This is a genomic window from Heyndrickxia sp. FSL W8-0496, assembly GCF_038007825.1.
GTDB lineage: Bacteria > Bacillota > Bacilli > Bacillales > Bacillaceae_C > Heyndrickxia > Heyndrickxia oleronia.
The window spans coordinates 2022130-2046882 of sequence record NZ_JBBOXX010000001.1; the positions used below are offsets into that span (position 1 = coordinate 2022130).

The window sequence follows — 24753 nt, forward strand, 5'->3', positions numbered from 1 at the left end:
ACTATTTCTTCCTTGATATAGAATGATGGGGCAGACCTCTTTACTATTTATACTAACCCTATTCAATGTTTAATCATTCAAATGTAACGTTTGATACTATTGCAGAAAAAGGAATGAATTTGATACAATATAGTTGTCAGACCTCTTACCATGAGGGGAGACATGAATGGTTAATCTAGCTCTAATTTTGAGTAACATGCATGGAAAAGGGTAATATAGTTTTGAACCTTTTGTAACCGTTTTAATCTTTAAAGAAGGGAATGAAATAATTGAGTAACTATACATATAAGCGAATACATCTCATTGTAATGGATTCAGTAGGAATTGGTGAAGCTCCAGATGCTGAGAAATTTGATGATAAAGGGGCAGATACCTTTGGTCATATTGCAGAGAAAATGAATGGTCTCAACATGCCAAATATGGGGAAATTAGGACTTTCAAATATTCGGCAGATTCAGGGTGTTGAAAAGGCAAATCCTCCGCTTGCATATTACACAAAAATGCAGGAAGCTTCAAATGGAAAAGATACGATGACTGGGCATTGGGAAATTATGGGGTTAAATATAGAAACTCCTTTTCAAGTTTTTCCTGAAGGCTTTCCAGCTGAATTAATCAATGAATTAGAAAAGAAATCCGGACGAAAAATGATTGGTAATAAACCTGCTAGTGGGACAGAAATTCTTGATGAACTTGGAAAGGAACATATGGAGACAGGTGCATTAATTGTGTATACTTCTGCTGATTCAGTACTACAAATTGCTGCCCATGAAGAGATTGTCCCACTTGAAGAACTATATAAAATATGTGAGATCGCCAGGGAACTAACTTTAGATGAGAAATATATGGTTGGTCGAATTATTGCACGTCCATTTGTCGGAGAGCCAGGTCATTTTACGAGAACTCCTAATCGACATGATTATGCATTGAAACCATTTGACCGTACAGTTATGAATGAATTAAAGGATAGCCATTATGATGTGATTGCTTTAGGGAAAATATCCGATATTTATGATGGAGAGGGAGTAACAGAAGCAATCCGAACTAAATCTAATATGGACGGTATGGATAAATTTATCGAAACATTTGATAAAGAATTTACAGGCTTAAGCTTTGTAAACTTAGTTGATTTTGATGCGTTATATGGTCATCGACGTGATCCAATTGGTTATGGAAAAGCATTGGAAGAATATGATGCTCGTTTGCCAGAAGTTTTCGAAAAAATGAAAGATGATGATTTATTAATTATCACTGCGGACCATGGAAATGATCCTATTCATCATGGTACCGACCATACACGCGAATATGTACCACTGTTGATCTATTCGAAACGTTTTAAAGAGGGAAAGGAATTACCTCTTAGAAAAACTTTCGCAGATATTGGTGCAACTGTCGCTGAGAATTTCCAAGTAACAATGCCAAAATACGGAACTAGCTTTTTAAAAGATATACAAGAATAGAGGGGAACTAAGAGTGAATTTTCAACAAATAGAACAAGCAGTAACATATTTACAAGGCAAATATACAAAAACTCCAAGAATTGGTCTCATACTAGGATCTGGATTAGGGGTTCTTGCAGATGAAATTGAAGATGCTGTAAAAATCCGTTATGAGGATATACCTGAATTTCCTATTTCAACGGTCGAAGGCCATGCAGGTCAACTCGTATTTGGATCTTTAAGCGGCATGGAAGTAGTTGCTATGCAAGGCCGTTTTCACTATTATGAGGGATATTCATTTGACCAAGTTACATTTCCTGTAAGGGTTATGAAGGAACTGGGAGTTGAAGTCCTAGTCGTAACGAATGCTGCAGGTGGGGTAAATGAAACTTATGAACCAGGGGATTTAATGATTATTTCAGATCATATTAATAATATGGGAAGTAACCCACTTATTGGTCCAAATGACAATCGATTTGGTGCTCGTTTCCCTGATATGTCTGAGCCGTATAATAAGGAATTACGCTTAATTGCACGTAATGTTGCTGAAAAGTTAAATATTAGAATCCAAGAAGGAGTATATGTTGGTAATACAGGACCTACATATGAAACTCCGGCAGAAGTTAGAATGATCCGTACGTTTGGGGGAGATGCAGTAGGAATGTCAACTGTTCCTGAAGTAATCGTAGCAAAACATGCCGGGCTAAAGGTATTAGGAATTTCCTGTATATCAAACATGGCTTCTGGGATATTAGATCAGCCTTTAACTCATGATGAAGTAATAGAAACAACAGAAAAGGTTCGAAAAGATTTCTTACTCTTTGTAAAAGAAATTGTTAAAAATATAAAAGTTGGTGAACCAAAATGAGAATGGTAGATTTGATAGAAAAAAAACGTGATGGGAAAGAGCTAACAACAGAAGAAATCCAATTCATTATTGAAGGATATACCAATAACTCCATTCCAGATTATCAAATGAGCGCTATGACAATGGCGATCTATTTCCAAGGGATGAATGAACGTGAACGTGCAGAATTAACGATGGCTATGGTCAATTCAGGTGATACGATTGATCTATCTGCCATTGATGGAGTAAAGGTTGATAAACACTCTACTGGAGGAGTAGGGGATACTACAACTTTAGTTTTAGGGCCTTTAGTTGCTGCATTAGGAGTACCTGTGGCGAAAATGAGTGGAAGAGGCTTAGGACATACAGGTGGTACGATTGATAAACTTGAAGCAGTAAAAGGATTTCATGTAGAAATTGAAAATGATGAATTTATCCGCCTGGTAAATGAAAATAAAATTGCAGTAATAGGTCAAAGCGGAAATTTAACACCAGCAGATAAAAAGCTCTATGCTTTAAGAGACGTAACAGGAACGGTGAATAGTATCCCGTTAATCGCAAGCTCCATCATGAGTAAAAAAATTGCTGCTGGTGCTGATGCTATTTGCTTAGATGTTAAAACAGGTGCAGGAGCATTTATGAAAACACTGGATGATTCTAGAGAGCTTGCTAAAGCGATGGTTAGTATTGGGAATAATGTTGGCAGAAAAACGATGGCTGTTATTTCTGATATGAGTCAACCACTTGGCTTTGCGATAGGGAATGCTTTAGAAGTCAAAGAAGCAATAGATACATTACGTGGAGATGGACCAGAAGATTTAACAGAATTATGTCTTACATTAGGTAGTCATATGGTTTATTTAGCTGGGAAAGCAGCTACACTAGATGAAGCACGCAATAAGTTAAATGAAGTGATTTCCAATGGGAAAGCATTGGAAACATTTAAAGTCTTTTTACAATCTCAAGGAGGAGATCCTGGAGTTGTAGATGATCCAGCAAAATTACCTCAAGCGAAATATATCATTGAATTGGAAGCTACAGAGGATGGGTATATTTCTGAAATCGTTGCTGATGAAATTGGTACAGCTGCTATGATGTTAGGAGCTGGTCGTGCAACAAAAGAATCAATCATCGATCTAGCTGTTGGGATTGTATTGAAGAAAAAAATTGGAGATCAAGTGAAAAAAGGTGAATCACTTTTAACTATTCATTCAAATCAAGAACAAATTGAAGAAGTGAAGCAGATCCTATACAAAAACATTAAAATTTCTAAAGAAAAAGTACCTGCTCCAACACTTGTTCATGAAGAAATTACACATTAATTAGACATCAATTACCCACTATATTATTTAACAGTGGTCGATTCGTGATGAACACGGATTGACCACTGTTTTTTTATTGATGAAATGGGGAATCGTTGTATAAAAATACTAGAGATGGAAAAAATGGTGCTATGTATCGTGTTAAAAGAAGAACAATGATGGAGGGGTCAAGATGAAAAAAATATTTAGTTCAATCATATGCTTATTGTTATTGACTGCAACGATTTCATTACCTGCATTTGCAGCTGAAAAATCAACAGAATTAGCTGCAGACGCAAAATCAGCAATATTAATTGAGCGTGATACAGGTAGTATATTATACGATAAGAATAGTCATGAAAAGCTACCGCCTGCTTCAATGACGAAAATTATGACCATGATACTAATTATGGAAGCTCTTGAACAAAATAAGCTATCAATGAACGAAAAAGTTCGGACGAGTGAATATGCAGCTTCTATGGGAGGATCACAGATTTTTCTTGAGACTGGTGAGGAAATGACTGTCGAAGAGATGCTAAGAGGTATTTCTATCGGGTCTGCTAACGATGCTTCCGTTGCGATGGCAGAAAAGATAGCTGGCAGTGAAGAAGAATTTGTTGACATGATGAATAAAAAAGTAAAAGAGCTTGGACTTAAAGATACAAAGTTTCAAAATGCAACAGGTTTACCTGAGAAGGATCATTATAGTTCAGCCTATGATATGGCAATGATGGCGAAAGAATTATTAAGACATGAAAATATCACGAAATTTACAGGTACATATGAATCCTATTTACGTGAAAGTACCGACAAGAAGTTTTGGTTAGTTAATACAAATAAGCTTGTTAAGTTTTATCCTGGTGTTGATGGTTTGAAAACAGGATTTACAAATGAAGCCAAGTTTTGTTTAACAGCAACTGCAAAAAAGAATGGTATGCGCGTAGTTGCAGTGGTTTTTGGAGCACCTTCTACGAAAGTAAGAAATGCCCAAATATCTAAAATGCTAGATTATGCTTTTGCAAAATATGTCACTCATCCGATATATAAGAAAGGGCAATCACTTGCAGAAGTAAAAGTAAGTAAAGGTGATACAAAGAAAATTCAAGCATTAACAAGTGAACCGATCTCTGTATTAACTAAAAAAGGAGAAAAAATAGAAAGTATAAAGAAAACAATTAAACTAAATGAAAATCTAAAAGCACCGGTTAAAAAGGGCGATAAGATTGGGACCATTACAATTAAAAAAGACGGAAAGGTATTAGCAAAATCAAATCTAATAGCTAGTAAAGATGTAAAGCAAGCTGGATGGTGGAAGCTATTTAAGCGTTCATTTGGTATGTTCAATAAAACGAATTAACAAAAATATCATTCATTGTAATTTATTGTTTGATTGAATAACGTCGAAGAGAGGCTAATTATGACGATATCCTTCTAGTTTTGTCATGAAGAAGGAAAACAGGGTTTTAAAGGCGAATTGACTCACTATAAAGATAGAAGGAGGAAATATATAGTGAGTCTATTAATCGATTTGGAAGTCAAACAAAAGGTTCTATGCATTCGATTAAGTGGTGAATTGGATCATCATTCTGCTGAAAGCTTAAGAGAAAATGTGAATCAAGCAATTGAAAACTATCAAATACAGCATCTTGTATTAAATTTAGAACAATTAACATTTATGGATAGTTCAGGTTTAGGAGTAATCTTAGGCAGATATAAACAAATAAAACAAAAAAATGGTGAAATGGTTGTTTGCGCAATCTCTCCTGCAGTAAAGAGGCTTTTTGAAATGTCCGGTCTATTTAAAATTATTAGACTTGATGAGTCAGAAAAATTTGCTTTAGAAAGATTGGGGGTTGCGTAAATAATGAAAAATGAGATGCATATTCAATTTTCAGCACTTAGTCAAAATGAATCCTTTGCTAGGGTAACAGTTGCTGCCTTTATTGCGCAATTAGACCCAACCTTAGATGAACTTACAGAAATTAAGACTGTTGTCTCAGAAGCAGTAACAAATTCGATTATTCATGGATACGAAGGAAATCCAGAGGGAATGGTTTATATTTCTGTAGCCATAGAGGACGGAGTAGTTGAAATGATTATTCGTGATGAGGGAGCAGGAATTTCTGATATTGAAGAAGCAAGACAGCCATTGTTTACCACAAAGCCAGAGATGGAACGTTCAGGCATGGGATTTACAATTATGGAAAACTTTATGGACGATATAGAAGTTGAATCACAACCTGGTTTAGGCACCATTATTCGTTTAAAAAAGCATTTGGCGATTAAAAAAGCCTTATGTAATTAAGGAGTCGTGCCTATGGATGTGGAACTAAAGAAAGAGAAAACAGGAAAGTTTTTGAAGGATCAAGAGGTCAAGGATTTAATCAAAAGGAGCCAGGCTGGAAATCAAGAGGCACGAGATGAAATTGTAGAAAAAAACATTCGGCTCGTCTGGTCTGTCGTCCAAAGATTTTTAAATCGTGGGTATGAACCAGATGATTTATTTCAAATTGGTTGTATCGGTCTTTTAAAATCAGTTGATAAATTTGATTTATCATACGATGTTAAGTTCTCAACATATGCTGTTCCCATGATTATAGGTGAAATTCAACGTTTTTTAAGGGATGATGGGACAGTAAAAGTAAGTCGATCGTTAAAGGAAATTGGTAATCGAATTCGTAAGGCGAAGGATCTATTAACGAAAGATTTAGGACGAGTCCCCACTGTGAATGAAATTGCTGATTATCTTGAGATAACGGCTGAAGATGTAATTATGGCTCAGGAAGCAAGTAGAACACCATCCTCCATTCATGAAACTGTGTACGAGAATGATGGCGACCCTATTACTTTGCTCGATCAAATTGCTGATCAAAATGACCAAAAATGGTTTGATAAAATCGCCTTAAAAGAGGCTATTCGTGGATTGGACGATCGTGAAAGATTAATTGTATATTTACGGTATTATAAAGATCAAACGCAATCAGAAGTAGCGGAAAGATTAGGTATTTCACAAGTACAAGTATCTAGATTAGAAAAAAAAATATTAGAACAAATGAAGGATCGTATGGACTTATAAGACCATGCGATCCTTTTTTTGTTCAATTAAAAAGGCGTTTTCGTATGTCTTGCTATGTATAGCCTATTGCCAGCTTGCTTTTACAACTAATTAGAAGTTGTTATAAGGTTTACAACTTTTCCTAGAATAAGAAGGTGATTGACGCTCTTCAACCCATTTATTCGTCAAAACTACATCTAAATAGCAGCAATGTCTTTGGAAAGTCGCCATTAGAAAAGTCATATTAAACAACGTGAATGAAATGATTTCATTTCCACATACTACTATTTACAATAAAAAAATCAGGGGTTGAGGGAAATGGAGAGTTTTATTTATCTTCGTTTACGGCATCGAGTAGAAGTAAGACCGAACAGTAAAATTACTCTTGCAGATATTGCACAAATTATTGCACCTGAAGAGGATTTAACTAAGCTGAAACAATTAACGGTATATGAAGTATCTACATCAGATAAATCTTCTGTAGTGATTGATGTTATGACACTCATCGATCTTATTACAGAAAAATGGGGTGCTGTTGATATCCAAACAATAGGACCATCGCAAACGATTATCGATATCATTTATAAAAAAAAGAAAGTACCAATCATATTTTTTATTCTTATCTGGCTATTACTTTTTTTAGGATCAGCACTTGCCATCATGAATTTCCATGAGGATGTTAGTATGAGGGCCGTTCATCAAAAAATATATAAAATGATTACGGGGAATGATCAATCAAAACCATTAATTCTTCAAATTCCTTATTCATTAGGGCTAGGTTTAGGAATGATCATTTACTTTAATCATCTCTTTAAAAAAAGATTTAATGAAGAACCAAGTCCATTAGAGGTAGAAATCTTTAATTACCAACAAGATGTCGATCATTATGTAGTAATGAATGAAAATAAAGAGAGTATTAAACGACTTGATGATCATTAAGTGGATCTTTTTAGCATTTATCGGATTAGCAGGTGGATTAATTGTTGGTTGTGGCTTGGTTGCGTTTCTATCAGTTCTTGGAATTATTCCTCGTTTGACACAAATATCGAAAACAGCAAAATTCATTACTCTTTACGAATGGGCGATTGTGATTGGTTCGTTAATGGGAGGTTGGGCACAGCTTAGGGACATTCATTTTCAATTAACTTCTCTATTACTCATCCCTATTGGTCTGGCATGTGGAATTTTTGTTGGTATGCTTGCCGCTGCGTTAACAGAAGTGATTAATGTCATCCCAATTCTTGCAAAAAGAATTGGAATCGAAGGTCATTTAATCATTGCTTTAATGGCAATCGTTTTTGGAAAAGTTTTCGGCTCATTATTTCATTGGATCTATTTTATTGATCATTAAAATAGAAAGGATTTTCGTATGAATAGTAAACGACAGGTGATATTAATTACAGATGGAGATGATTATGCCAGAAAAGCTTTGGAAGCAGTAGCGAAGGAAATAGGTGGCCGCTGCATTTCTCAGTCCCACGGAAATCCTTCCCATCTTTCTGGTCAGGAGATCGTCAATTTAATAAAAAAAGCGCAATGTGACCCAGTTTTAGTGATGTTTGATGATAGTGGATTTTTAGGTGAAGGACAAGGGGAGGCTTCCTTATTGACTGTTGCTAATCATCCTGACATTGATGTTCTAGGGATCATTGCTGTCGCATCAAAAACTCATCAAGCAGAATGGACAAGGGTTGATGTTTGTATCGATCGGGATGGAGAATTGACTCCCTATGGTGTAGATAAATATGGAATTCCAGAAATGGAGTTAAAAAAAATTAATGGTGATACGGTGTATTCTTTAGATCAATTAGACGTTCCAATTATTGTTGGGATTGGTGATATTGGAAAAATGGGAAAGCAAGATCACTATTCAAAGGGAGCTCCAATTACAAAAAAAGCTGTACAGTTAGTTTTAGAAAGGAGTGGATTTTATGACAAAAGATCTAAACAATAAACTCCCCATACCTGAGGATGTAAAAAAGCTAAAGAAAATTTTTGAAGAAAGAGTCGGATTAGGTGTAAGTTTTGATCTGGGAGTACGCAGCATTAAAGTTTTAAAAAAACATATCCAACTATATTATGTTAATGGTCTCACAGATACAGAGTTTATCATTGAAATTTTAAAAGAACTCGTACTGTTAAATGATACCGAGCGACTTTCCAGTAAAGTTTATGAAGTAATTGAAAATAGAATTGTCAATCAATCAGTAGAAAAAGTAAAAACAGTTGATGAAATGGTAGATCAAGTTTTATCAGGATTAATCGCAATCGTTATAGAAGGCGAAGGCGAAGCGATTATTGTAGATGTACGTAGCTACCCAGGCCGTCAACCGATGGAGCCGGATACGGAAAAAGTCGTCAGGGGTTCCCGTGATGGATATGTAGAAAATATTATTGTTAATACTGCACTTACAAGAAGAAGAATTCGTGATGAGCGATTAAGATTTGAAATTATGCAGATTGGTGAAAGATCAAAGACAGATGTAGCAATTGGCTATATAAAAGGGGTGGCAAATCCAGATTTAATCGAAACGATAAAGAAGGAATTAAAGACCATTGATGTCGACGGGATTACAATGGCCGATAAAACAATTGAAGAGTTCTTATTAAAACAAGGCTATAACCCCTATCCGCTCGTTCGTTATACGGAAAGAGCAGATGTTGGTTCGGTTCACCTACTTGAAGGACATGTATTAATTTTTATCGATACTTCTCCTAGTGTGATGGTAACACCAGCAACTTTTTTTCACCATGCTCAGCATGCTGAAGAATATAGACAAGCACCTGCAGTCGGAACATTTATCCGCTGGATTCGTTTTCTCGGCATACTTGCATCATTATTTCTTTTACCTTTATGGTATTTATTTGCAATAGAACCGAACTTTCTACCAGAGAATATTGATTTTATTGGTCCTAATAAACATACTCATATCCCATTAATTCTTCAACTTTTTATTGCTGATATGGGGATTGAATTTCTAAGAATTGCGGCCATCCATACCCCGACTCCTTTAGCCACTGCCATGGGTTTAATTGCTGCCGTGTTAATCGGTCAAATTGCAGTAGATGTGGGCTTGTTTGTACCAGAAGTTATTTTATATGTTTCTGTTGCCTCAATTGGTACCTATGCAACACCTAGTTATGAACTAAGTGTTGCCAATAAAATAGTCAGGGTTATCTTATTATTATTAGTTGCCTTTTTCAAACTACCAGGATTGATGATTGGTAGTACACTTTTCATTATTTATTTGGTTCATATACGTGCTTTGAACGCCCCTTATTTATGGCCGTTTATCCCATTTAATCCGCAAGCAATTAGCCATGTTCTTATAAGAAGAACCGTTCCGGGATCAATAATAAGACCAAGCATCGTTCATCCGCGAGATCGATTTAGACAACCACCAGAATAAGATTGTCAAAATTACTTTTTTATGATAAAGTTTATCTAATTTATTATAAATACTGAATATAGTAGACAGTTTGTCAAACCCAGACAACTGTCTATTTCTCCTTATAATCGGTGATTCAAATGAAATGAGGGAAGCGGATGTATTTTCATGGTACTACGACAGTAAATGGACAGGGACATCTAGAAATTGGTGGTGTTGATACAGTCTATTTGGCGCAAAAATATGGAACACCTGTATATGTGTATGATGTGACTTTAATACGTGAACGTGCTAGAGGATTTAAACAAACTTTTGAAAAATTGGGTGTAAAATCACAAGTCGCATACGCTAGTAAAGCATTTTCGTCCATAGCTATGTTAAATTTAGTAAATGAAGAGGGTTTATCATTGGATGTCGTTTCTGGTGGAGAATTATATACTGCATTAGCAGCTAAATTTCCAGTAGAAAGAATTCATTTTCATGGAAATAATAAAAGTAAAGAAGAACTTTTACTAGCACTCGAGCATAATATTGGATGCATTGTTGTAGACAATTTTTATGAATTAGAGTTATTGGAAAGTTTATGTAATGAACAGAAAAAAAGTATTTCCATTCTTTTACGTGTTACACCTGGAATTGAAGCACATACGCATGATTATATATTGACTGGACAAGAGGATTCAAAATTCGGTTTTGATCTTCAAAATGGTCAAGCTGAAGAGGCAATAAAAATAGCAATGGGTTCTGACCATATAAAATTATTAGGAATCCATTGTCATATCGGTTCACAAATTTTTGATAGTACCGGTTTTATATTAGCTGCTAGAAAGATCATCGATAAATTAGCAGAATGGAATTCAAAATTTTTATACTTCCCTTCTGTATTAAATTTAGGTGGTGGTTTCGGTATTCGCTATACTGAAGAGGATGAACCTCTTAGTCCTGATAGTTATGTCAAGGAAATTATCATCGAAGTGCAAAACAGAACAAAATCTTATCAACTACCAATGCCAGAAATTTGGATTGAGCCTGGAAGATCTTTAGTTGGAGAAGCCGGAACCACCTTATACACAATCGGTTCGAGAAAGGATGTTCCTAATGTTAGGAAATATTTAGCAGTGGACGGAGGGATGAGCGATAATATCCGACCTGCTTTATATGAAGCAAAATATGAAGCGGTCCTAGCAAATCGACCTACAGCAACTATTGAAGAAACATTTTCAATCGCTGGTAAATGTTGTGAATCAGGTGATATGTTAATTTGGGATTTACCCTTACCTAAGACGGTAAGTAATGATATTTTAGCGGTATTTTGTACTGGTGCGTACGGATATTCTATGTCCAATAATTATAATCGAATTCCAAGACCTCCAGTTGTGTTTGTCGAAAATGGTGAAGATTATTTAGTGATAAAGCGAGAAACATATGAGGATTTAATAAGACTCGATTTACCACTACCAAGTAAAATCAATCAATCATAAATCAAAAGAACCCATTCGATCGTCCTAGTTAGGGATTGAATGGGTTTGTTTTATAGGTCTTTTATACTGCTGGAAGTGAAAACACTTACACCACTTTTTTCACGATTGCGAAAAACGATGAAAATAGATACAATAGACAAGGTACATAGATGTGTTTTGAAAATGAACGCCCCAAGTTCTTTTTTTTGGCCTTTTGATCAAGCAACGATGAGATGAAATAATAGAAATAGGAGTGTCATTCATTTGAGGAAAAAAAACGCTTTGTTATTTGTTCTAATACTAATATTAGCTTTAGGGTGGGGATTATATTATTGGTTATTTATCGTATAAGGTGAAGACTAAGTATGATAGAATGTTTATTATTTGCCACCAATGTTTATAATGTTAGAAAAGCATTCACATTATGTATTAAAGATAACGAGGGATATTCATGTTAATTCGATATAAAAAAGCATTTGAGAAAATTGCTATGGGTCTTTTATCGTTTATGCCAAACGAGAAGGATATTAAAAAGCTTCAGCAGACAATAAAGCAATATGAACAGGAAGATGATTGGCAGCTTTTTTTATGGAAGATAGATGATGATATAGTTGGCTTAATTGGTGTTACTATTCAGAATGAAACGGTAGAAATTCAGCACATCTCAGTCAATCCTTCCCATCGTCTTCAAGGAATTGGAAAAAATATGCTTAAATCATTAAAGCAAATATATGAAGGTAAGAAAATTATTTCAAATGAATACACAGCAGCATTTTGTGAAATCTGTGAGAAAGAGGATGGGGACTTCGATGAATGATCGGAGCCCTTTTCTAATTGTTGATGAATTTACCTTGGTTTCTTTCCATTTTTTTTATGACAGAAGAAAGAAATCTTTCGTTTTCCACAGTAGAGCGGTCACGTAGTAAATGACGATGAATAATAGGATCATTAGACAAATCCTCTTTTCCTCCCCATGTAACACCAAGTTTTTTACATTCTTCCTTACATATATTTAATAATTGTTGATCATCTATTTTAATTTGAATCGGTTCATAATCTTGTTTTGTTTTCATCCTGTCTAATACTATATTGATTTTGCAAATTAAATCATCAACATCAATTTTCAATAATAGTAATTGGTCTTTTTTGTGAATGAAACGTTGTAGGGCTTTCTCCATCATTCGGATACCACCAATCAGGTTTTTTCTTCGATAATGATATAAGGAGACTGCTAATTGAATAAAAGCAATCCAAATGGAGTCACGGTTTCTTGCATCCTGTTGTTTCCAGTGATCTTCAAGAATTTCATGGCATTCAAAATAATCTCTATCGCCATGGAAATGGACTAAATATTGTATAAATGCTTTTGTTACTATCATGAATGAACTCCTCTCTGTCTTATATAAGTGTAACATAAATAGAAAGATTTTAATTTTAATAGTAGGAGAATGATAGTGTTTTTCATTCCATAAAAGCCAAAAAAAACAAGTTCAGCACCAAAACTGAACTTGTTTTTTAATCATGTATAATTGAGTAAATTACCAAATGTATGCACTGCCAACAATAATTAATAAAATAAATAGTACTACGATTAATGCGAAACCGCCACCATATCCAAAGCCGTCTGACATAATGTAAAACCTCCTAAGAAAATAGTTTAGTCGATTTATACTATGTAAGTTTTTTTAGAGTTGTATAGGCCTCAGCCTATTTTTTATTGTTAATCATTGCGGTATAAGGTAAATTTATATTGGACTACTTTAAATAATCCTCTATACTTAAATAACAATGGTGTTATGTAACTTAAAAAAGCTTTGATTTGGAATTGGTGATATTTGTGGAATATAATGTAAAAATTGATGCGTTTGAAGGTCCTTTAGATCTTTTACTGCATTTAATTAATCGACTAGAAATTGATATATATGATATACCAATGGCAGCAATTACAGAGCAGTATTTAATTTACATTCATACAATGAAGGAATTAGAATTAGATATTGCCAGTGAATATTTAGTAATGGCAGCGACATTATTAGCAATAAAGAGTAAAATGCTTCTTCCAAAGCATGAAGAAGAGCTAGAAGAGGATTTTGAATATGAGGAAGATCCACGTGATGATTTAGTTGAAAAACTGATTGAATATAGAAAGTATAAGGAAGCAGCTCAAGAATTAAAGCATCTAGAAGAGGAGCGTGGGCAGATATTTACAAAACCTCCAAGTGATTTATCCGAGTATATGAAAGACATACAGATCGATCAACAACAAAGTGATGTTACGATTTATGACATGATTGGTGCTCTAAATAAATTATTAAGAAGAAAAAAATTACAAAAGCCACTTTCAACGAAAATAAGTAGACAAGAAATTTCGATTGAAAATAGAATGGAGGAAATATTAAATGATTTAACCTCCATATCAGGAAGAAGAAGCTTTTTTACATTATTTGAGGTACCAGATAAACATCATATCGTGATTACATTTCTTGCTGTATTAGAACTAATGAAGCGAAATGAAATATTGGTTGAACAGGAAGGGAATTTTGAGGAAATATTTGTAGCAAGGAAAGGAGTAAGTTTGGTTGGAAATTACTAATTTGAAGGGAATTCTTGAAAGTCTTTTGTTTGCTGCAGGAGATGAAGGATTATCCATCAAACAAATTATGTCTGTCATGGAGCTTGAAGAGTATCAAGCAGTTGAATTAGTTGAATCACTGAAGCAGGAGTATGATTCGAACGCAGAAAGAGGGATTGCTATCGTTGTACTTGCTGGTACATATCAGCTTGTTACTAAAAAGGAAAACTCTGTTTTTTTAAAAAGACTTGTTGAATCTCCTGGAATGAATACATTATCACAGGCTGCTTTAGAAACATTAGCGATTATTTCTTATAAGCAGCCCATTACAAGGATAGAAATTGAAGAAATCCGTGGTGTAAAAACAGAACGTCCACTGCAAACCTTAACCGCAAAAGGTTTAATTAAAGAAGTTGGAAGAGCAAATGGAGCAGGTAGAGCCATCCTATATGGGACAACTAAGGAATTTTTAGATTACTTCGGATTAAAGGACATTAATGAATTACCGCCTTTAGCAGAGGCTTCAATTGATGACTTTGAGCAGGAAGATGCTGATTTATTTTTTGAGAAATTCCAAGAGACAATCGAAAATAATTAGTAGTAGTAAAAAAGATTATTTGCAAGTGCAAATAGTCTTTTTTTTTTTTGAGGATATCGGTGATGAGCTTACTTAAATTTCTATAAAGCATGATTCATCTCCCAGTAATGTTAATTTAGAACGAGATGAAAAAAGTCTCTTTAGTGAATGAAGAATGTCTTGATGCTTGTGCTTTTCTTGTCATATACAAACTTGTCCTGCATAAACTTGTACAAAAGATAGTTCTATAGTTTAAGCGTATGAGCATTGAGAAAAGGGGCAATTATATGAAACGGTTTATATCATTAATGATGATTGTATTTCTACTTATTCTAATAGTATTGCCAGACAAAACTTTTGCAGCGACACCTTCGGTTAGTGCAGCTAGTGCGATACTTATGGATCAAGACAGTGGGCGAATCCTTTATGAAAAAAATGCAAAGGATGTTCGAAAGATTGCATCGATCACTAAAATCATGACAGCTATTTTAGCAATAGAATCTGGAAAATTAAAAGAGGATGTGAAAATTAGTGATACTGCCGTTCGGACAGAAGGTTCATCTATATATTTAAAACCTGGAGAAATAGTTAAGCTTGAAGATTTAGTTTATGGTTTAATGCTTAGATCGGGCAATGATGCAGCTAATGCGATTGCAGAACATGTTGGAGGAAGTATTGATGGTTTTGTTTTCTTAATGAACCAAAAAGCAGAAGAAATTGGTATGCAAAATACACATTTTGCCAATCCTAACGGCTTAGATAATAAGGATAATCATTTTTCAACAGCATATGATATGGCGCTATTAACTAAATATGCAATGCAAAATAAAACGTATAGAAAAATTTCAGGAACAAAATCTTATAAAGGCTGGGCAAATAAAAATAGATTATTGACTGAAAAGTATAAATATTGTACAGGAGGAAAAACAGGATTTACAAAAAAAGCTAAACGTACATTAGTGACAACGGCTACAAAAGAGCATCAAAATTTAATAGCTGTTACATTAAATGGACCAAATGACTGGGATGATCACATCAATATGTTTGAGTATGGATTTAAGAACTTTGATACGACCATTGTTTTAGATAAAGGGAAAATCAATAACATTAATCAAAAATACTTAAAAAATCATATTTATATCAAAAATAAAGTTGTATATTCTCTAACAAATGAAGAGAAAGATAAAGTTACCATTGAATATCAACTATTAAAATCAAAAAAAGAGTGGAAGGATCAAAAAAACATTCCTGAAATAGTCGGTAAAGCAGTCATATATTTAGATGAACAGAGATTAAAAACCGTACCTGTTTATTTTAAATACGCAGAAATGAACGAGAAAAAAGGGTGGTTTAATTTTTTTGTGAAAACATTTTTAATCCATATAGGTGTGAAAAACAATGGTTAATTATATATGGATTGGGATGACGTTGATTGGATTAGTTTTTGCTGCAATAAATGGAAGAATGAAAGAAGTGAATGAGGCTATTTTTCAATCTGCTACTGAAGCAGTTACCTTATGTATTGGCTTAATAAGTATATTAGTATTTTGGTTAGGGATTATGCGAATCGCACAAGAGTCAGGGCTCCTAGATAAATTTGCACGTATTTTTCGGCCACTAATTAAGAGATTATTTCCCGAAGTTCCTGAAAATCATCCAGCAATGGGTTATATATTATCAAATATTATCGCTAATATGTTCGGATTAGGAAATGCTGCTACACCGCTTGGAATAAAGGCAATGGAACAGCTAAAGGAATTGAACGGGGGAAAAACAAGTGCCAGTAGGTCAATGATCACTTTTCTGGCGTTAAATACATCTGGATTGACAATAATTCCCACAACAGTAATAGCCATTCGAATGAACTACCATTCCGCTTCACCTACAGAAATTGTGGGACCGACACTTATGGCTACAACCATTGCAACAATAGCAGCAATTTTAATAGACCGTTATTTTTATCATAAAAGAGCGCGTAATGGGGTGAAATAAATTGCAAATTATTTCCTTAATCTCTATTTGGATCATACCTATTCTTATTGGTTATATATTATTATATAGTGTGTGGAAAAAAGTACCTGCCTATGAAAACTTTGTTGATGGAGGTAAGGAAGGTATAAAGATTGCAGTTTCGATTATTCCATTTTTAGTGGGAATGTTAGTAGCAATCACTGTCTTTCGAACGTCTGGTGCATTAGATTTTTTTGTACAGTTAATAAAGCCAGTCCTTGAGTGGTTAGGAATTCCTACAGAAATCGTTCCATTAGCACTGATTCGTCCCATATCTGGAAATGCTGCTCTAGGAATGATGAGTGATATTCTTAAAGTACATGGCCCAGATACTTTCATTGGTAAATTAGCCTCGACCATTCAAGGAAGTACAGATACGACCCTATATGTTCTAACCGTCTATTTTGGAGCAGTAGGTATTAAAAAAATGGGTGATGCATTAAAAGTTGGCTTATTAGCAGATTTGGTTGGTATAGGTGCAGCTATCATTATTATTACATGGATGTTTGGATAATTCTCCAACATCCATGTTTTTTTTGTAGGCTCTTTTTTAATATTTTATAGCTAGTAAAGTAAAGTATAAACTTATAAAAATGTTCCCCCCTTTAATTCACTGGAATAGAACTGCAAACTGCATAGGATCGGCTGAAACTTATATAATGAGTAACAAATTATACAAAAACGGTTTTTAGAAAAAACGAATGGAATGATAAATAGTAGTAAGTTTTAGAACAAAAATCGCATTAAACTGGTTTAGTTTCTTTGCTTTTTGTCATTGATATGTAATAATTCATAAAGTATAACTTTCAAAATTCAAATGAGGTGGATAAATAGATGGAACGTCTTCAAAAGGTTATAGCACATGCGGGAATAGCCTCGCGTCGAAAGGCTGAGGAGTTAATTCTAGAGGGTAAGGTAAAAGTAAATGGTAAAATTGTAACTGAACTAGGGAGCAAAGTATCTTCTAATGATAAAGTAGAAGTGAATGAAATACCGCTAGAAAGGGAAACAAAAGTATATTTATTAATGTACAAGCCAAGAGGAGTCATATCTGCTGTTACTGATGATAAGAACAGAAAAGTGGTAACAGATTTTCTTCCGGAAATAAAGGAAAGAGTATATCCTGTTGGCCGTTTAGATTATGATACTTCAGGCCTGTTAATCCTAACAAATGATGGTGATTTTGCTAATTTACTTATGCATCCACGTTATGAAATTCATAAAACATATGTTGCAAAAGTAAAAGGGATTCCATCAAAACAAGTGTTGAGACAATTAGAAAAAGGAATTAAATTAGAAGATGGGTTAACTGCACCAGCAAAAGCAAAGTTATTATCAGCAGATAAGAAAACGCAAAAATCAATCATTGAATTAACTATCCATGAAGGGAAAAATAGACAAGTTCGACGCATGTTTGAAGCTATAGGGCATCCCGTTCAAAAGCTAAAACGAGAAAGATACGCATTTTTAAATTTACACGGGTTAAATGCGGGTGAAGTAAGAGAACTTTCTCCTCATGAGGTTAAACAATTACGTGCACTTGCAGAAACAGGATCAGGGAACCAATAAATGGTTGTTCCATCCATGTTTATCAACTGTTTAAAGTTTCACATAACCTTCAAATTATGGTAATCAGGATGATTTGGGGGAATGATATAATGTTGATTATAATGTGGCAGAAATTTCGATTGGAGGTTACGAAATGTCACAAAAGAAAAAGCAAAGGCTCGTTATACGAACGATCATACTAGTCGTTTTAATTGCTGCGGTATCCTATGCTTTATACAATAATTTAACAAAGGATAGTCGTAAGGCTTTGAAAGTTGGCGAGAAGGCCCCTGATTTCGTTTTGCAAGATATGAATGGCCAGAAACATCGTTTATCCGATTACAAAGGCAAGGGAGTATTCTTAAACTTTTGGGGAACTTGGTGTGGGCCCTGTAAAGAAGAGATGCCTTACATGGTAGATTTGTATAAAGAGTATAAACAGCAAGGAGTTGAAATTCTAGCTGCAAATGTTGGAGAATCCAATTTCTTAATTAATAAGTTTATAAAAAGCTATGATTTAAATTTCCCTGTACTAGTAGATAAGAGTAAGGATGTACAGAATGCATATGGCATAGATCCAATACCCACGTCATTTTTTATTGATTCAAGTGGAACAATAAAGAAAATAGTAGAAACAACGATGTCTAAAGATGATATCAAAAACTTAATGGAGAGTATTAAACCTTAAGGAGTTTTATCATGAAAGAAATAAAATGTGTATGTGGTCACGTTAATCCTATTGGTACGATTCTTTGTGAATCTTGTGGTAGAGCATTAACAGATGAAGCTAAGCAGGAAAAACTTCATGACATGCGCTATGAAGGTAGTGCTCGCAGATCGCAAACGTATAATAAAACAATTGTAGATAAGATATGGAATTTTTTCTCATCAGTTAAGGTTGGAGTATGGTTAATCGTTATAACATTAATTGCAAGTGCTCTCGGAACGATCCTTCCGCAAGAAGAATACATAAATTCACTTACTCCTGAACAATATTATAAGGATGAATATGGTTGGTTTGGAGAATTATGGTTCAAATTAGGCTTCCAAGATCTTTATAGTTCATGGTGGTATTTGTTATTAGTTGCAAGTATTGGTGTTTCACTTGTTATTTGTAGTTTGGATCGCTTTATTCCACTACATCGAGCATTGAAAACTCAAAAAATTGGTCGACATGAGGGATTCTTAAAACGTCAGCGATTATATATCAGATCAGAAGTAGAACTTACAGATAATCATTTTGATTTAATTAAACAAAATCTTAAAGCAAAAAGATACAAAATCCGGGAAGAAGATGGAAGTATTCTAGCAGAAAAAGGACGTTTTTCTAGATGGGGTCCTTACGTCAATCATATTGGTCTTATTATTTTTCTTATAGGTGCAATGTTACGCTCCGTCCCCGGCATGTATGTGGATGAAACATTAAAGCTACGTGAAGGAGAAAAGAAGGTTATCCCAGGTACACATTCGCAATATGTACTAGAAAACAAGAAATTCATTTTAGAAACATATGATAAAAACAAAGATAAAGAAAAGTTTAATCAAGCATTAGATCGAGTTGGTACAGTGGCGAAAAATTTCCAAACGAATGTAACTCTCTATAAACGTGAAGATGGCGGTATAGCAGGGGAATCGGATAAGTTAAAAAAGGTAAAAGATTATTCAATTCGTGTAAATGATCCTTTGAAAATGGAGCATTACCGACTTTATCAAATGAGTTACACCCTTGATGAACTAAAAGCAATGTCGTTTAAATTACAAAATAAAAAGAATGGACAATCATTGGGTGAATTTAAAATTGATTTATATAACCCGAAAGATGTTTATGATTTGAAAAATGGGTATAAAGTAGAACTAATGGGTTATTATCCTGATTTTAGTGGGATTTCTAAAGAAGGAGAACCACAAACAAAAACTTCTGTGCCAAATAATCCAGCATTCTTATTTAATATGATTTCACCTGAACATCCAAAAGGTGAAGTTAGTTTAATTGGAATTAAATTAAATCAAGAACCACTAGGTGAAAATGACTATAAAATTGCATTTTCATCAATCGATACTCGTAATGCAACGATTCTAACCGTTCGAAAAGATTTAACCCTTTGGATATTAGCTCTCGGTGGTCTTATTTTTATGATAGGTGTCGTTCAAGGCATGTACTGGAATCATCGTAGAATATGGATTAGACGTGTGAATGGTGAAGTTCTAGTTGCTGCACACACCAACAAAAATTGGTATGGCATAAAGAACGAAATTAAGTATATTTTACAAGGCACAAATGTTCCTGAACCAGTAGATCAGCAGGATAAGAAAAAAGACAAACATTAAGGAGGGGCGAATTTGTCTGAATTAGTTAAGATTAGTAGTAATTTATTATATGCAGCTTTTATTCTATATTTATTAGGCACGTTTTTCTTCGGAGGAGCAATTAGGCAAAAAAAGATTCATGGGAATGAAGAAAAGCCGAATCGTTGGGGGACGATTGCAGTAATCGTCTCTATAATTGGCTTTATTGCTCAATTAGGTTACTTTATCCTTCGTTGGATTGCATCTGGTCATGCACCAGTTAGTAATATGTTTGAATTTGTAACTTTCTTTGGTATGATGCTAGTAGCAGCATTTATTGTGATCAACTTTATTTATAAAACTCCAGTCCTTGGGTTGTTTGCATTACCAATTGCATTACTTGTTATTGCATTTGCAAGCATGTTCCCAGGAGAACTGAATCCATTAGTGCCATCATTAAAAAGCCATTGGTTATACATACATGTTACAACCGTTGCAGCAGGAGAGGCGATTTTGGCCATTAGTTTTGCTGCAGGATTAATCTATTTAGTTAAATGCATTGATCAATCTAAAAAGTCTGCTCGAACATTTCTTTTAGAACTCGTAATGTTTTCGCTAATTGCAGTTTTAGGTTTTGTCATTTGTTCGGTTATTTTTAAAGCAGGTCATTATGAAGCCACATTTAATTGGGTGGATAAAAAAGGTGCTGAACAAACTGGATTGAAATATGAGCTACCAGCATTGATTGGACCTCATGAAGGTGAATTGCAAACACCGGATCGCTTCACACCACTATTTAATGTGCCTGGTATTGTAAATGCAGTGAAATTGAATACAGTTATTTGGTCACTTATTTCTGGTATTATTATTTACTTACTCGTAAGAGTCATTGCAAGAAAACGAATTGGCGCACTATTAAAGCCACTGACTAAAAATTTGAAATTAGATTTTGTTGATGAAATTAGCTATCGTTCAGTAATTATTGGTTTTCCTGTATTTACTTTAGGTGGTTTGATCTTTGCTATGATTTGGGCCCAGATTGCCTGGAGTCGTCCGTGGGGCTGGGATCCAAAAGAGGTATGGGCTCTAGTTACTTGGTTATTCTATGCAGCATTTTTACATTTACGTTTATCAAAAGGCTGGCATGGTGAAAAATCTGCATGGCTAGCAGTTGTTGGTTTTGCTATTATTATGTTTAATCTAGTAGCTGTTAACCTTGTAATAGCAGGTCTTCATTCATATGCGTCCAATTAATTATTAGGACATATAAAAATTTTCGTAAAGTTTGTTGCTTTTTTATAAGCCCTTATATTGGATATTACAGCAAATAATTGGTTCAACGTTTTTATGAAGTTTGTACCTCTTTTCTCAGAGGAAGGAAGGCTTATTGGTCTTCCATCTATTTTTACTAGTTTAACAATACTTAAAAGCAACAATGTTTGAGAAAAGATCCAAAACAAAAAAAAGCCTTCACTTTTGTGGAGGCTTTTTTAAGAAAGTAATGACAATACAAGATTCATTTTCTTTTTTCATATATAATTTATTATGAGTAAAGAATTTGAATAATAGTCTATGATAGGGGGATTAAAAATGGATTTTGAAGCAAGAATTTTAGTCGTAGATGATGAAGATAGAATTCGTAGATTATTGAGAATGTATCTTGAGAGAGAAAACTATTATATCGAAGAAGCAGGAGACGGTGAGACAGCATTAGAAATGGCATTAACTAATGATTATGATTGTATTCTGCTAGATTTGATGATGCCAGGTAAAAATGGGATAGATGTTTGTAAAGAACTACGTGAAAAAAAAGCTACTCCTGTCATAATGCTTACAGCAAAAGGGGAAGAAGCAAACCGTGTAGAAGGATTTGAAGTTGGTACAGATGATTATATTGTAAAACCATTCAGTCCAAGAGAAGTTGTTTTACGTGTAAAAGCTTTACTAAGAAGATCATCTTCTACAAGCTTTTTAAATACAGATACAAAAACGAAGGATATGATTGTTTTTCCTCATCTTACTATTGATAATGATGCACACCGAGTCAGTGCTGATGGTAAAGAAGTAAACTTAACTCCAAAGGAATATGAATTATTATATTTCCTCGCTAAATCACCAGATAAGGTGTTTGATCGTGAGCACTTATTAAAAGAAGTTTGGCATTATGAATTTTTCGGTGATCTACGTACAGTCGATACACATGTAAAAAGACTTCGTGAAAAATTAAATCGTGTGTCAGAACAAGCGGCTAAGATGATTGTCACGGTTTGGGGTGTCGGATATAAATTTGAGGTTACCACGGAATGAGATTATGGCGAAGTGTTGTCGGAAAACTCTGGCTAACGATTTTATTTTTAGTATGTTTCGTTCTTTTTATATTAACGATTCTATTGCTTGAGTTTTTCGAGAACTACCATGTAGGGCAGATTGAAAAAGATTTATCTAATACAGCTCATAAAGTAGCTAATATTGTAGAGACACATTCTGGTGATGATCTTGGAAAAGAGTTGGCTCTGGAATTCGTCGATCGCTCAATGAAAGTAATGATTGCATACAGTAAGGATAATGTTTATTATTCTCCAAATATTCATGCGAAGGATAAAATACCTCCGAGTACAATTTTAAACGATCCGGAATTTTCAGCAGTATTTAATAATGGGAAGAGTAAAAGAAAAGAATTTGCTGCCCCGAGTAACAACACGAATAATAGATATGAAAATGTGATCGTTGCTGCTGTTCCATTACATGTAACTGACAATAGCAATGGGGCTATATTTATTTATCGGTCGTTAGATATTTTGCAAGAAACGACAAAACAAACAACAAGGCTCATATTATTAGCAGCTGGAATTGCTATTATATTAACTACTGGTTTTGCGTTCTTTTTATCAACTAGGATAGCAGCTCCATTAAGAAAAATGCGTGAAGCTGTTTTTGAAATTACAAAAGGAAAATTTGATAAAAAGGTACCGATATTAACCCATGATGAAATTGGGGAGTTAGCTACTGCTTTCAATCAAATGGGAAAACAACTAAAGTTTAATATAAATGCTTTAAATCAAGAAAAAGAACAGCTAAGAAGTATTTTAAGTAGTATGGCAGATGGAGTCTTAACATTAAATCGTGACGGAACGATATTAATAACAAATCCACCTGCTGAAAAATTTCTTCAACAATGGTTTTATGAACAAGGTGAAGATGAAACATTTTTAGCTCCAGAGGAATTGCTATTACAAAAGGTTCTTGAAACTGAAATGGAACAAACAGGTGAAATTACGATTCAAGGTAGGACCTATGTTATCATAGTTAGCCCCCTCTATAATCAAGAGAGTGTAAGAGGGGCAGTCGTAGTCATTCGTGATATGACAGAAGAAAGGCGATTAGATAAGCTTCGAGACGATTTTATAGCCAATGTATCACATGAGTTAAGAACACCTGTAGCAATGCTGCAAGGATATAGTGAGGCAATCATTGACGATATCGCTGCATCTGATGAAGAGAAAAAGGAATTTGCAAAAATTATTTACGATGAAACACTAAGAATAGGTAGACTTGTAAATGAACTATTAGATTTAGCTAGAATGGAAGCAGGTCATATTTCCTTAGTAAAAGATGACATACCGATTCACACGTTTATTGAAAGAGTAACAAATAAATTTAATGGTTTAGCAAAGGAAAACCATGTCCATTTAAGCTGTGAAATACAATCTACAAGAGATACGTTTTTCATTGATTCAGACCGCATTGAACAAGTTTTAACAAATTTAATCGATAATGCAATAAGACATACACCAGAGAATGGGAATGTCAAAGTAAAGTTTGAGGAAACCAATAAAGGGTTCCAGATTAATGTCGAAGATAATGGTTCTGGGATACCTGAAGAAGATATTCCATTTGTTTTTGAACGATTCTATAAGGCGGATAAGGCGAGAACACGTGGTAAATCTGGTACAGGGTTAGGTTTAGCAATTGCTAAAAATATCGTAGAAGCCCATGATGGAAATATAACTGTTAAAAGCAAGGTTGGACAAGGGACGACATTTTCCTTCTTTTTACCTAAGTAAATGAATAATGATTGATGAATGCTGCCGAGAAATCTTGTTTCATGAGAAACAAGTACTGAAAATATCATAATAAAAATATTATGACAAAAAAGCGCTATGAAATGTAGCGCTTTTTTTTTCGTATTTTGGTAGTATAAACTCATAAAGGGAAATGTTTTCGAAATTAATTGAAACTTATCCTTATTGATAGCGACTAAATATATAACGG

Annotated in this window: 26 protein-coding genes; 24 read left to right on the top strand and 2 right to left on the bottom strand. The window is 34.2% G+C overall.

Annotation, left to right across the window (positions count from 1 at the left end):
- Positions 1–269 precede the first annotated feature (269 nt).
- The 13 genes from deoB to NST63_RS10255 all read left to right on the top strand — a co-directional run bounded on the left by deoB (position 270) and on the right by NST63_RS10255 (position 12305).
- Positions 270–1457, top strand: coding sequence for a phosphopentomutase (gene deoB, locus NST63_RS10195; RefSeq protein WP_341042018.1), 1188 nt, complete (start codon positions 270–272; stop codon positions 1455–1457).
- A 13-nt stretch (positions 1458–1470) separates the two neighbouring features.
- The gene (locus NST63_RS10200; RefSeq protein ID WP_212942983.1) at positions 1471–2304 is read left to right on the top strand and encodes a purine-nucleoside phosphorylase; all 834 of its coding nucleotides are present in this window, start codon (positions 1471–1473) and stop codon (positions 2302–2304) included.
- Positions 2301–3605 (top strand): pyrimidine-nucleoside phosphorylase, encoded by a 1305-nt coding sequence (locus NST63_RS10205; protein ID WP_212942982.1) that lies wholly within the window; start codon positions 2301–2303, stop codon positions 3603–3605. Before NST63_RS10200 ends, NST63_RS10205 begins: the two co-directional genes overlap by 4 nt.
- A gap of 172 nt (positions 3606–3777) precedes the next feature.
- Positions 3778–4941: a D-alanyl-D-alanine carboxypeptidase family protein gene (locus NST63_RS10210; protein WP_341042019.1), complete on the top strand. Its 1164-nt coding sequence runs from the start codon at positions 3778–3780 to the stop codon at positions 4939–4941.
- A 153-nt stretch (positions 4942–5094) separates the two neighbouring features.
- The gene (spoIIAA, locus tag NST63_RS10215) at positions 5095–5445 is read left to right on the top strand and encodes an anti-sigma F factor antagonist (protein ID WP_058002302.1); all 351 of its coding nucleotides are present in this window, start codon (positions 5095–5097) and stop codon (positions 5443–5445) included.
- 3 nt (positions 5446–5448) lie between these two features.
- A complete protein-coding gene (gene spoIIAB, locus NST63_RS10220) occupies positions 5449–5889 on the top strand; it encodes an anti-sigma F factor (protein ID WP_212942979.1) in 441 nt (146 codons plus the stop codon).
- Positions 5890–5901: 12 nt separating this feature from the next.
- Entirely contained in the window at positions 5902–6660 is a 759-nt protein-coding gene (gene sigF / locus NST63_RS10225; RefSeq protein ID WP_058002304.1) for an RNA polymerase sporulation sigma factor SigF, read from the top strand.
- 297 nt (positions 6661–6957) lie between these two features.
- Positions 6958–7578, top strand: coding sequence for a stage V sporulation protein AA (locus NST63_RS10230; protein ID WP_212942977.1), 621 nt, complete (start codon positions 6958–6960; stop codon positions 7576–7578).
- Positions 7568–7990, top strand: a complete 423-nt coding sequence (locus NST63_RS10235; protein ID WP_212942975.1) for a stage V sporulation protein AB — start codon at positions 7568–7570, stop codon at positions 7988–7990. The genes NST63_RS10230 and NST63_RS10235 overlap by 11 nt, the downstream gene beginning before the upstream one ends.
- A gap of 18 nt (positions 7991–8008) precedes the next feature.
- The gene (locus tag NST63_RS10240; RefSeq protein ID WP_212942973.1) at positions 8009–8593 is read left to right on the top strand and encodes a stage V sporulation protein AE; all 585 of its coding nucleotides are present in this window, start codon (positions 8009–8011) and stop codon (positions 8591–8593) included.
- On the top strand, positions 8571–10049 hold the full coding sequence (locus NST63_RS10245) for a spore germination protein (protein WP_341042020.1): 1479 nt from the start codon (positions 8571–8573) through the stop codon (positions 10047–10049). The genes NST63_RS10240 and NST63_RS10245 overlap by 23 nt, the downstream gene beginning before the upstream one ends.
- A gap of 137 nt (positions 10050–10186) precedes the next feature.
- A complete protein-coding gene (lysA, locus tag NST63_RS10250; RefSeq protein ID WP_341042021.1) occupies positions 10187–11509 on the top strand; it encodes a diaminopimelate decarboxylase in 1323 nt (440 codons plus the stop codon).
- Between the two features lie 430 nt (positions 11510–11939).
- Entirely contained in the window at positions 11940–12305 is a 366-nt protein-coding gene (locus tag NST63_RS10255; protein WP_212942968.1) for a GNAT family N-acetyltransferase, read from the top strand.
- A gap of 13 nt (positions 12306–12318) precedes the next feature.
- Here the strand turns inward: NST63_RS10255 and NST63_RS10260 are convergent, their stop codons facing one another.
- Both NST63_RS10260 and NST63_RS10265 read right to left on the bottom strand, forming a co-directional pair.
- Entirely contained in the window at positions 12319–12867 is a 549-nt protein-coding gene (locus NST63_RS10260) for a DUF309 domain-containing protein (RefSeq protein ID WP_212942967.1), read from the bottom strand.
- 159 nt (positions 12868–13026) lie between these two features.
- Positions 13027–13119, bottom strand: a complete 93-nt coding sequence (locus NST63_RS10265; protein ID WP_071976118.1) for a YjcZ family sporulation protein — start codon at positions 13117–13119, stop codon at positions 13027–13029.
- 206 nt (positions 13120–13325) lie between these two features.
- Here NST63_RS10265 and NST63_RS10270 point away from each other — a divergent pair, with 206 nt between their 5' ends.
- The 11 genes from NST63_RS10270 to NST63_RS10320 all read left to right on the top strand — a co-directional run bounded on the left by NST63_RS10270 (position 13326) and on the right by NST63_RS10320 (position 24545).
- Entirely contained in the window at positions 13326–14081 is a 756-nt protein-coding gene (locus NST63_RS10270; RefSeq protein WP_180212382.1) for a segregation/condensation protein A, read from the top strand.
- A complete protein-coding gene (scpB, locus tag NST63_RS10275; protein WP_071976117.1) occupies positions 14068–14658 on the top strand; it encodes an SMC-Scp complex subunit ScpB in 591 nt (196 codons plus the stop codon). The genes NST63_RS10270 and scpB overlap by 14 nt, the downstream gene beginning before the upstream one ends.
- A 266-nt stretch (positions 14659–14924) precedes the next feature.
- On the top strand, positions 14925–16043 hold the full coding sequence (locus NST63_RS10280; RefSeq protein ID WP_341042022.1) for a D-alanyl-D-alanine carboxypeptidase family protein: 1119 nt from the start codon (positions 14925–14927) through the stop codon (positions 16041–16043).
- A complete protein-coding gene (locus tag NST63_RS10285; protein WP_212942965.1) occupies positions 16036–16629 on the top strand; it encodes a nucleoside recognition domain-containing protein in 594 nt (197 codons plus the stop codon). Before NST63_RS10280 ends, NST63_RS10285 begins: the two co-directional genes overlap by 8 nt.
- 1 nt (position 16630) lies before the next feature.
- A complete protein-coding gene (locus NST63_RS10290) occupies positions 16631–17161 on the top strand; it encodes a spore maturation protein (RefSeq protein ID WP_058002316.1) in 531 nt (176 codons plus the stop codon).
- A 320-nt stretch (positions 17162–17481) separates the two neighbouring features.
- Positions 17482–18216, top strand: a complete 735-nt coding sequence (gene rluB / locus NST63_RS10295; protein ID WP_212942964.1) for a 23S rRNA pseudouridine(2605) synthase RluB — start codon at positions 17482–17484, stop codon at positions 18214–18216.
- Positions 18217–18349: 133 nt separating this feature from the next.
- Positions 18350–18883 carry a thiol-disulfide oxidoreductase ResA gene (resA, locus tag NST63_RS10300; RefSeq protein ID WP_212942963.1) on the top strand — a complete coding sequence of 178 codons (534 nt, stop codon included), beginning with the start codon at positions 18350–18352 and terminating at the stop codon, positions 18881–18883.
- 11 nt (positions 18884–18894) lie between these two features.
- Positions 18895–20523 carry a cytochrome c biogenesis protein ResB gene (gene resB, locus NST63_RS10305; RefSeq protein ID WP_180212384.1) on the top strand — a complete coding sequence of 543 codons (1629 nt, stop codon included), beginning with the start codon at positions 18895–18897 and terminating at the stop codon, positions 20521–20523.
- A 12-nt stretch (positions 20524–20535) separates the two neighbouring features.
- Positions 20536–21735: a c-type cytochrome biogenesis protein CcsB gene (gene ccsB / locus NST63_RS10310; RefSeq protein ID WP_341042023.1), complete on the top strand. Its 1200-nt coding sequence runs from the start codon at positions 20536–20538 to the stop codon at positions 21733–21735.
- 336 nt (positions 21736–22071) lie between these two features.
- Positions 22072–22788: a response regulator transcription factor gene (locus NST63_RS10315; protein ID WP_212942959.1), complete on the top strand. Its 717-nt coding sequence runs from the start codon at positions 22072–22074 to the stop codon at positions 22786–22788.
- On the top strand, positions 22785–24545 hold the full coding sequence (locus tag NST63_RS10320; protein ID WP_212942957.1) for an ATP-binding protein: 1761 nt from the start codon (positions 22785–22787) through the stop codon (positions 24543–24545). Before NST63_RS10315 ends, NST63_RS10320 begins: the two co-directional genes overlap by 4 nt.
- The last annotated feature ends 208 nt before the right edge of the window (positions 24546–24753 follow it).

Bases quoted from the DNA above. Each gene is read 5' to 3' on its own strand.
- lysA (WP_341042021.1), top strand. From the start codon at position 10,187: ATGTATTTTCATGGTACTACGACAGTAAATGGACAGGGACATCTAGAA.
- NST63_RS10320 (WP_212942957.1), top strand. From the start codon at position 22,785: ATGAGATTATGGCGAAGTGTTGTCGGAAAACTCTGGCTAACGATTTTA.
- NST63_RS10260 (WP_212942967.1), bottom strand. From the start codon at position 12,867: ATGATAGTAACAAAAGCATTTATACAATATTTAGTCCATTTCCATGGC.
- NST63_RS10285 (WP_212942965.1), top strand. From the start codon at position 16,036: ATGGTTAATTATATATGGATTGGGATGACGTTGATTGGATTAGTTTTT.
- NST63_RS10265 (WP_071976118.1), bottom strand. From the start codon at position 13,119: ATGTCAGACGGCTTTGGATATGGTGGCGGTTTCGCATTAATCGTAGTA.
- NST63_RS10210 (WP_341042019.1), top strand. From the start codon at position 3,778: ATGAAAAAAATATTTAGTTCAATCATATGCTTATTGTTATTGACTGCA.
- NST63_RS10205 (WP_212942982.1), top strand. From the start codon at position 2,301: ATGAGAATGGTAGATTTGATAGAAAAAAAACGTGATGGGAAAGAGCTA.
- NST63_RS10315 (WP_212942959.1), top strand. From the start codon at position 22,072: ATGGATTTTGAAGCAAGAATTTTAGTCGTAGATGATGAAGATAGAATT.
- NST63_RS10280 (WP_341042022.1), top strand. From the start codon at position 14,925: ATGAAACGGTTTATATCATTAATGATGATTGTATTTCTACTTATTCTA.
- NST63_RS10255 (WP_212942968.1), top strand. From the start codon at position 11,940: ATGTTAATTCGATATAAAAAAGCATTTGAGAAAATTGCTATGGGTCTT.
- spoIIAB (WP_212942979.1), top strand. From the start codon at position 5,449: ATGAAAAATGAGATGCATATTCAATTTTCAGCACTTAGTCAAAATGAA.
- NST63_RS10235 (WP_212942975.1), top strand. From the start codon at position 7,568: ATGATCATTAAGTGGATCTTTTTAGCATTTATCGGATTAGCAGGTGGA.
- NST63_RS10240 (WP_212942973.1), top strand. From the start codon at position 8,009: ATGAATAGTAAACGACAGGTGATATTAATTACAGATGGAGATGATTAT.
- resB (WP_180212384.1), top strand. From the start codon at position 18,895: ATGAAAGAAATAAAATGTGTATGTGGTCACGTTAATCCTATTGGTACG.
- resA (WP_212942963.1), top strand. From the start codon at position 18,350: ATGTCACAAAAGAAAAAGCAAAGGCTCGTTATACGAACGATCATACTA.
- rluB (WP_212942964.1), top strand. From the start codon at position 17,482: ATGGAACGTCTTCAAAAGGTTATAGCACATGCGGGAATAGCCTCGCGT.
- NST63_RS10230 (WP_212942977.1), top strand. From the start codon at position 6,958: ATGGAGAGTTTTATTTATCTTCGTTTACGGCATCGAGTAGAAGTAAGA.
- NST63_RS10245 (WP_341042020.1), top strand. From the start codon at position 8,571: ATGACAAAAGATCTAAACAATAAACTCCCCATACCTGAGGATGTAAAA.
- sigF (WP_058002304.1), top strand. From the start codon at position 5,902: ATGGATGTGGAACTAAAGAAAGAGAAAACAGGAAAGTTTTTGAAGGAT.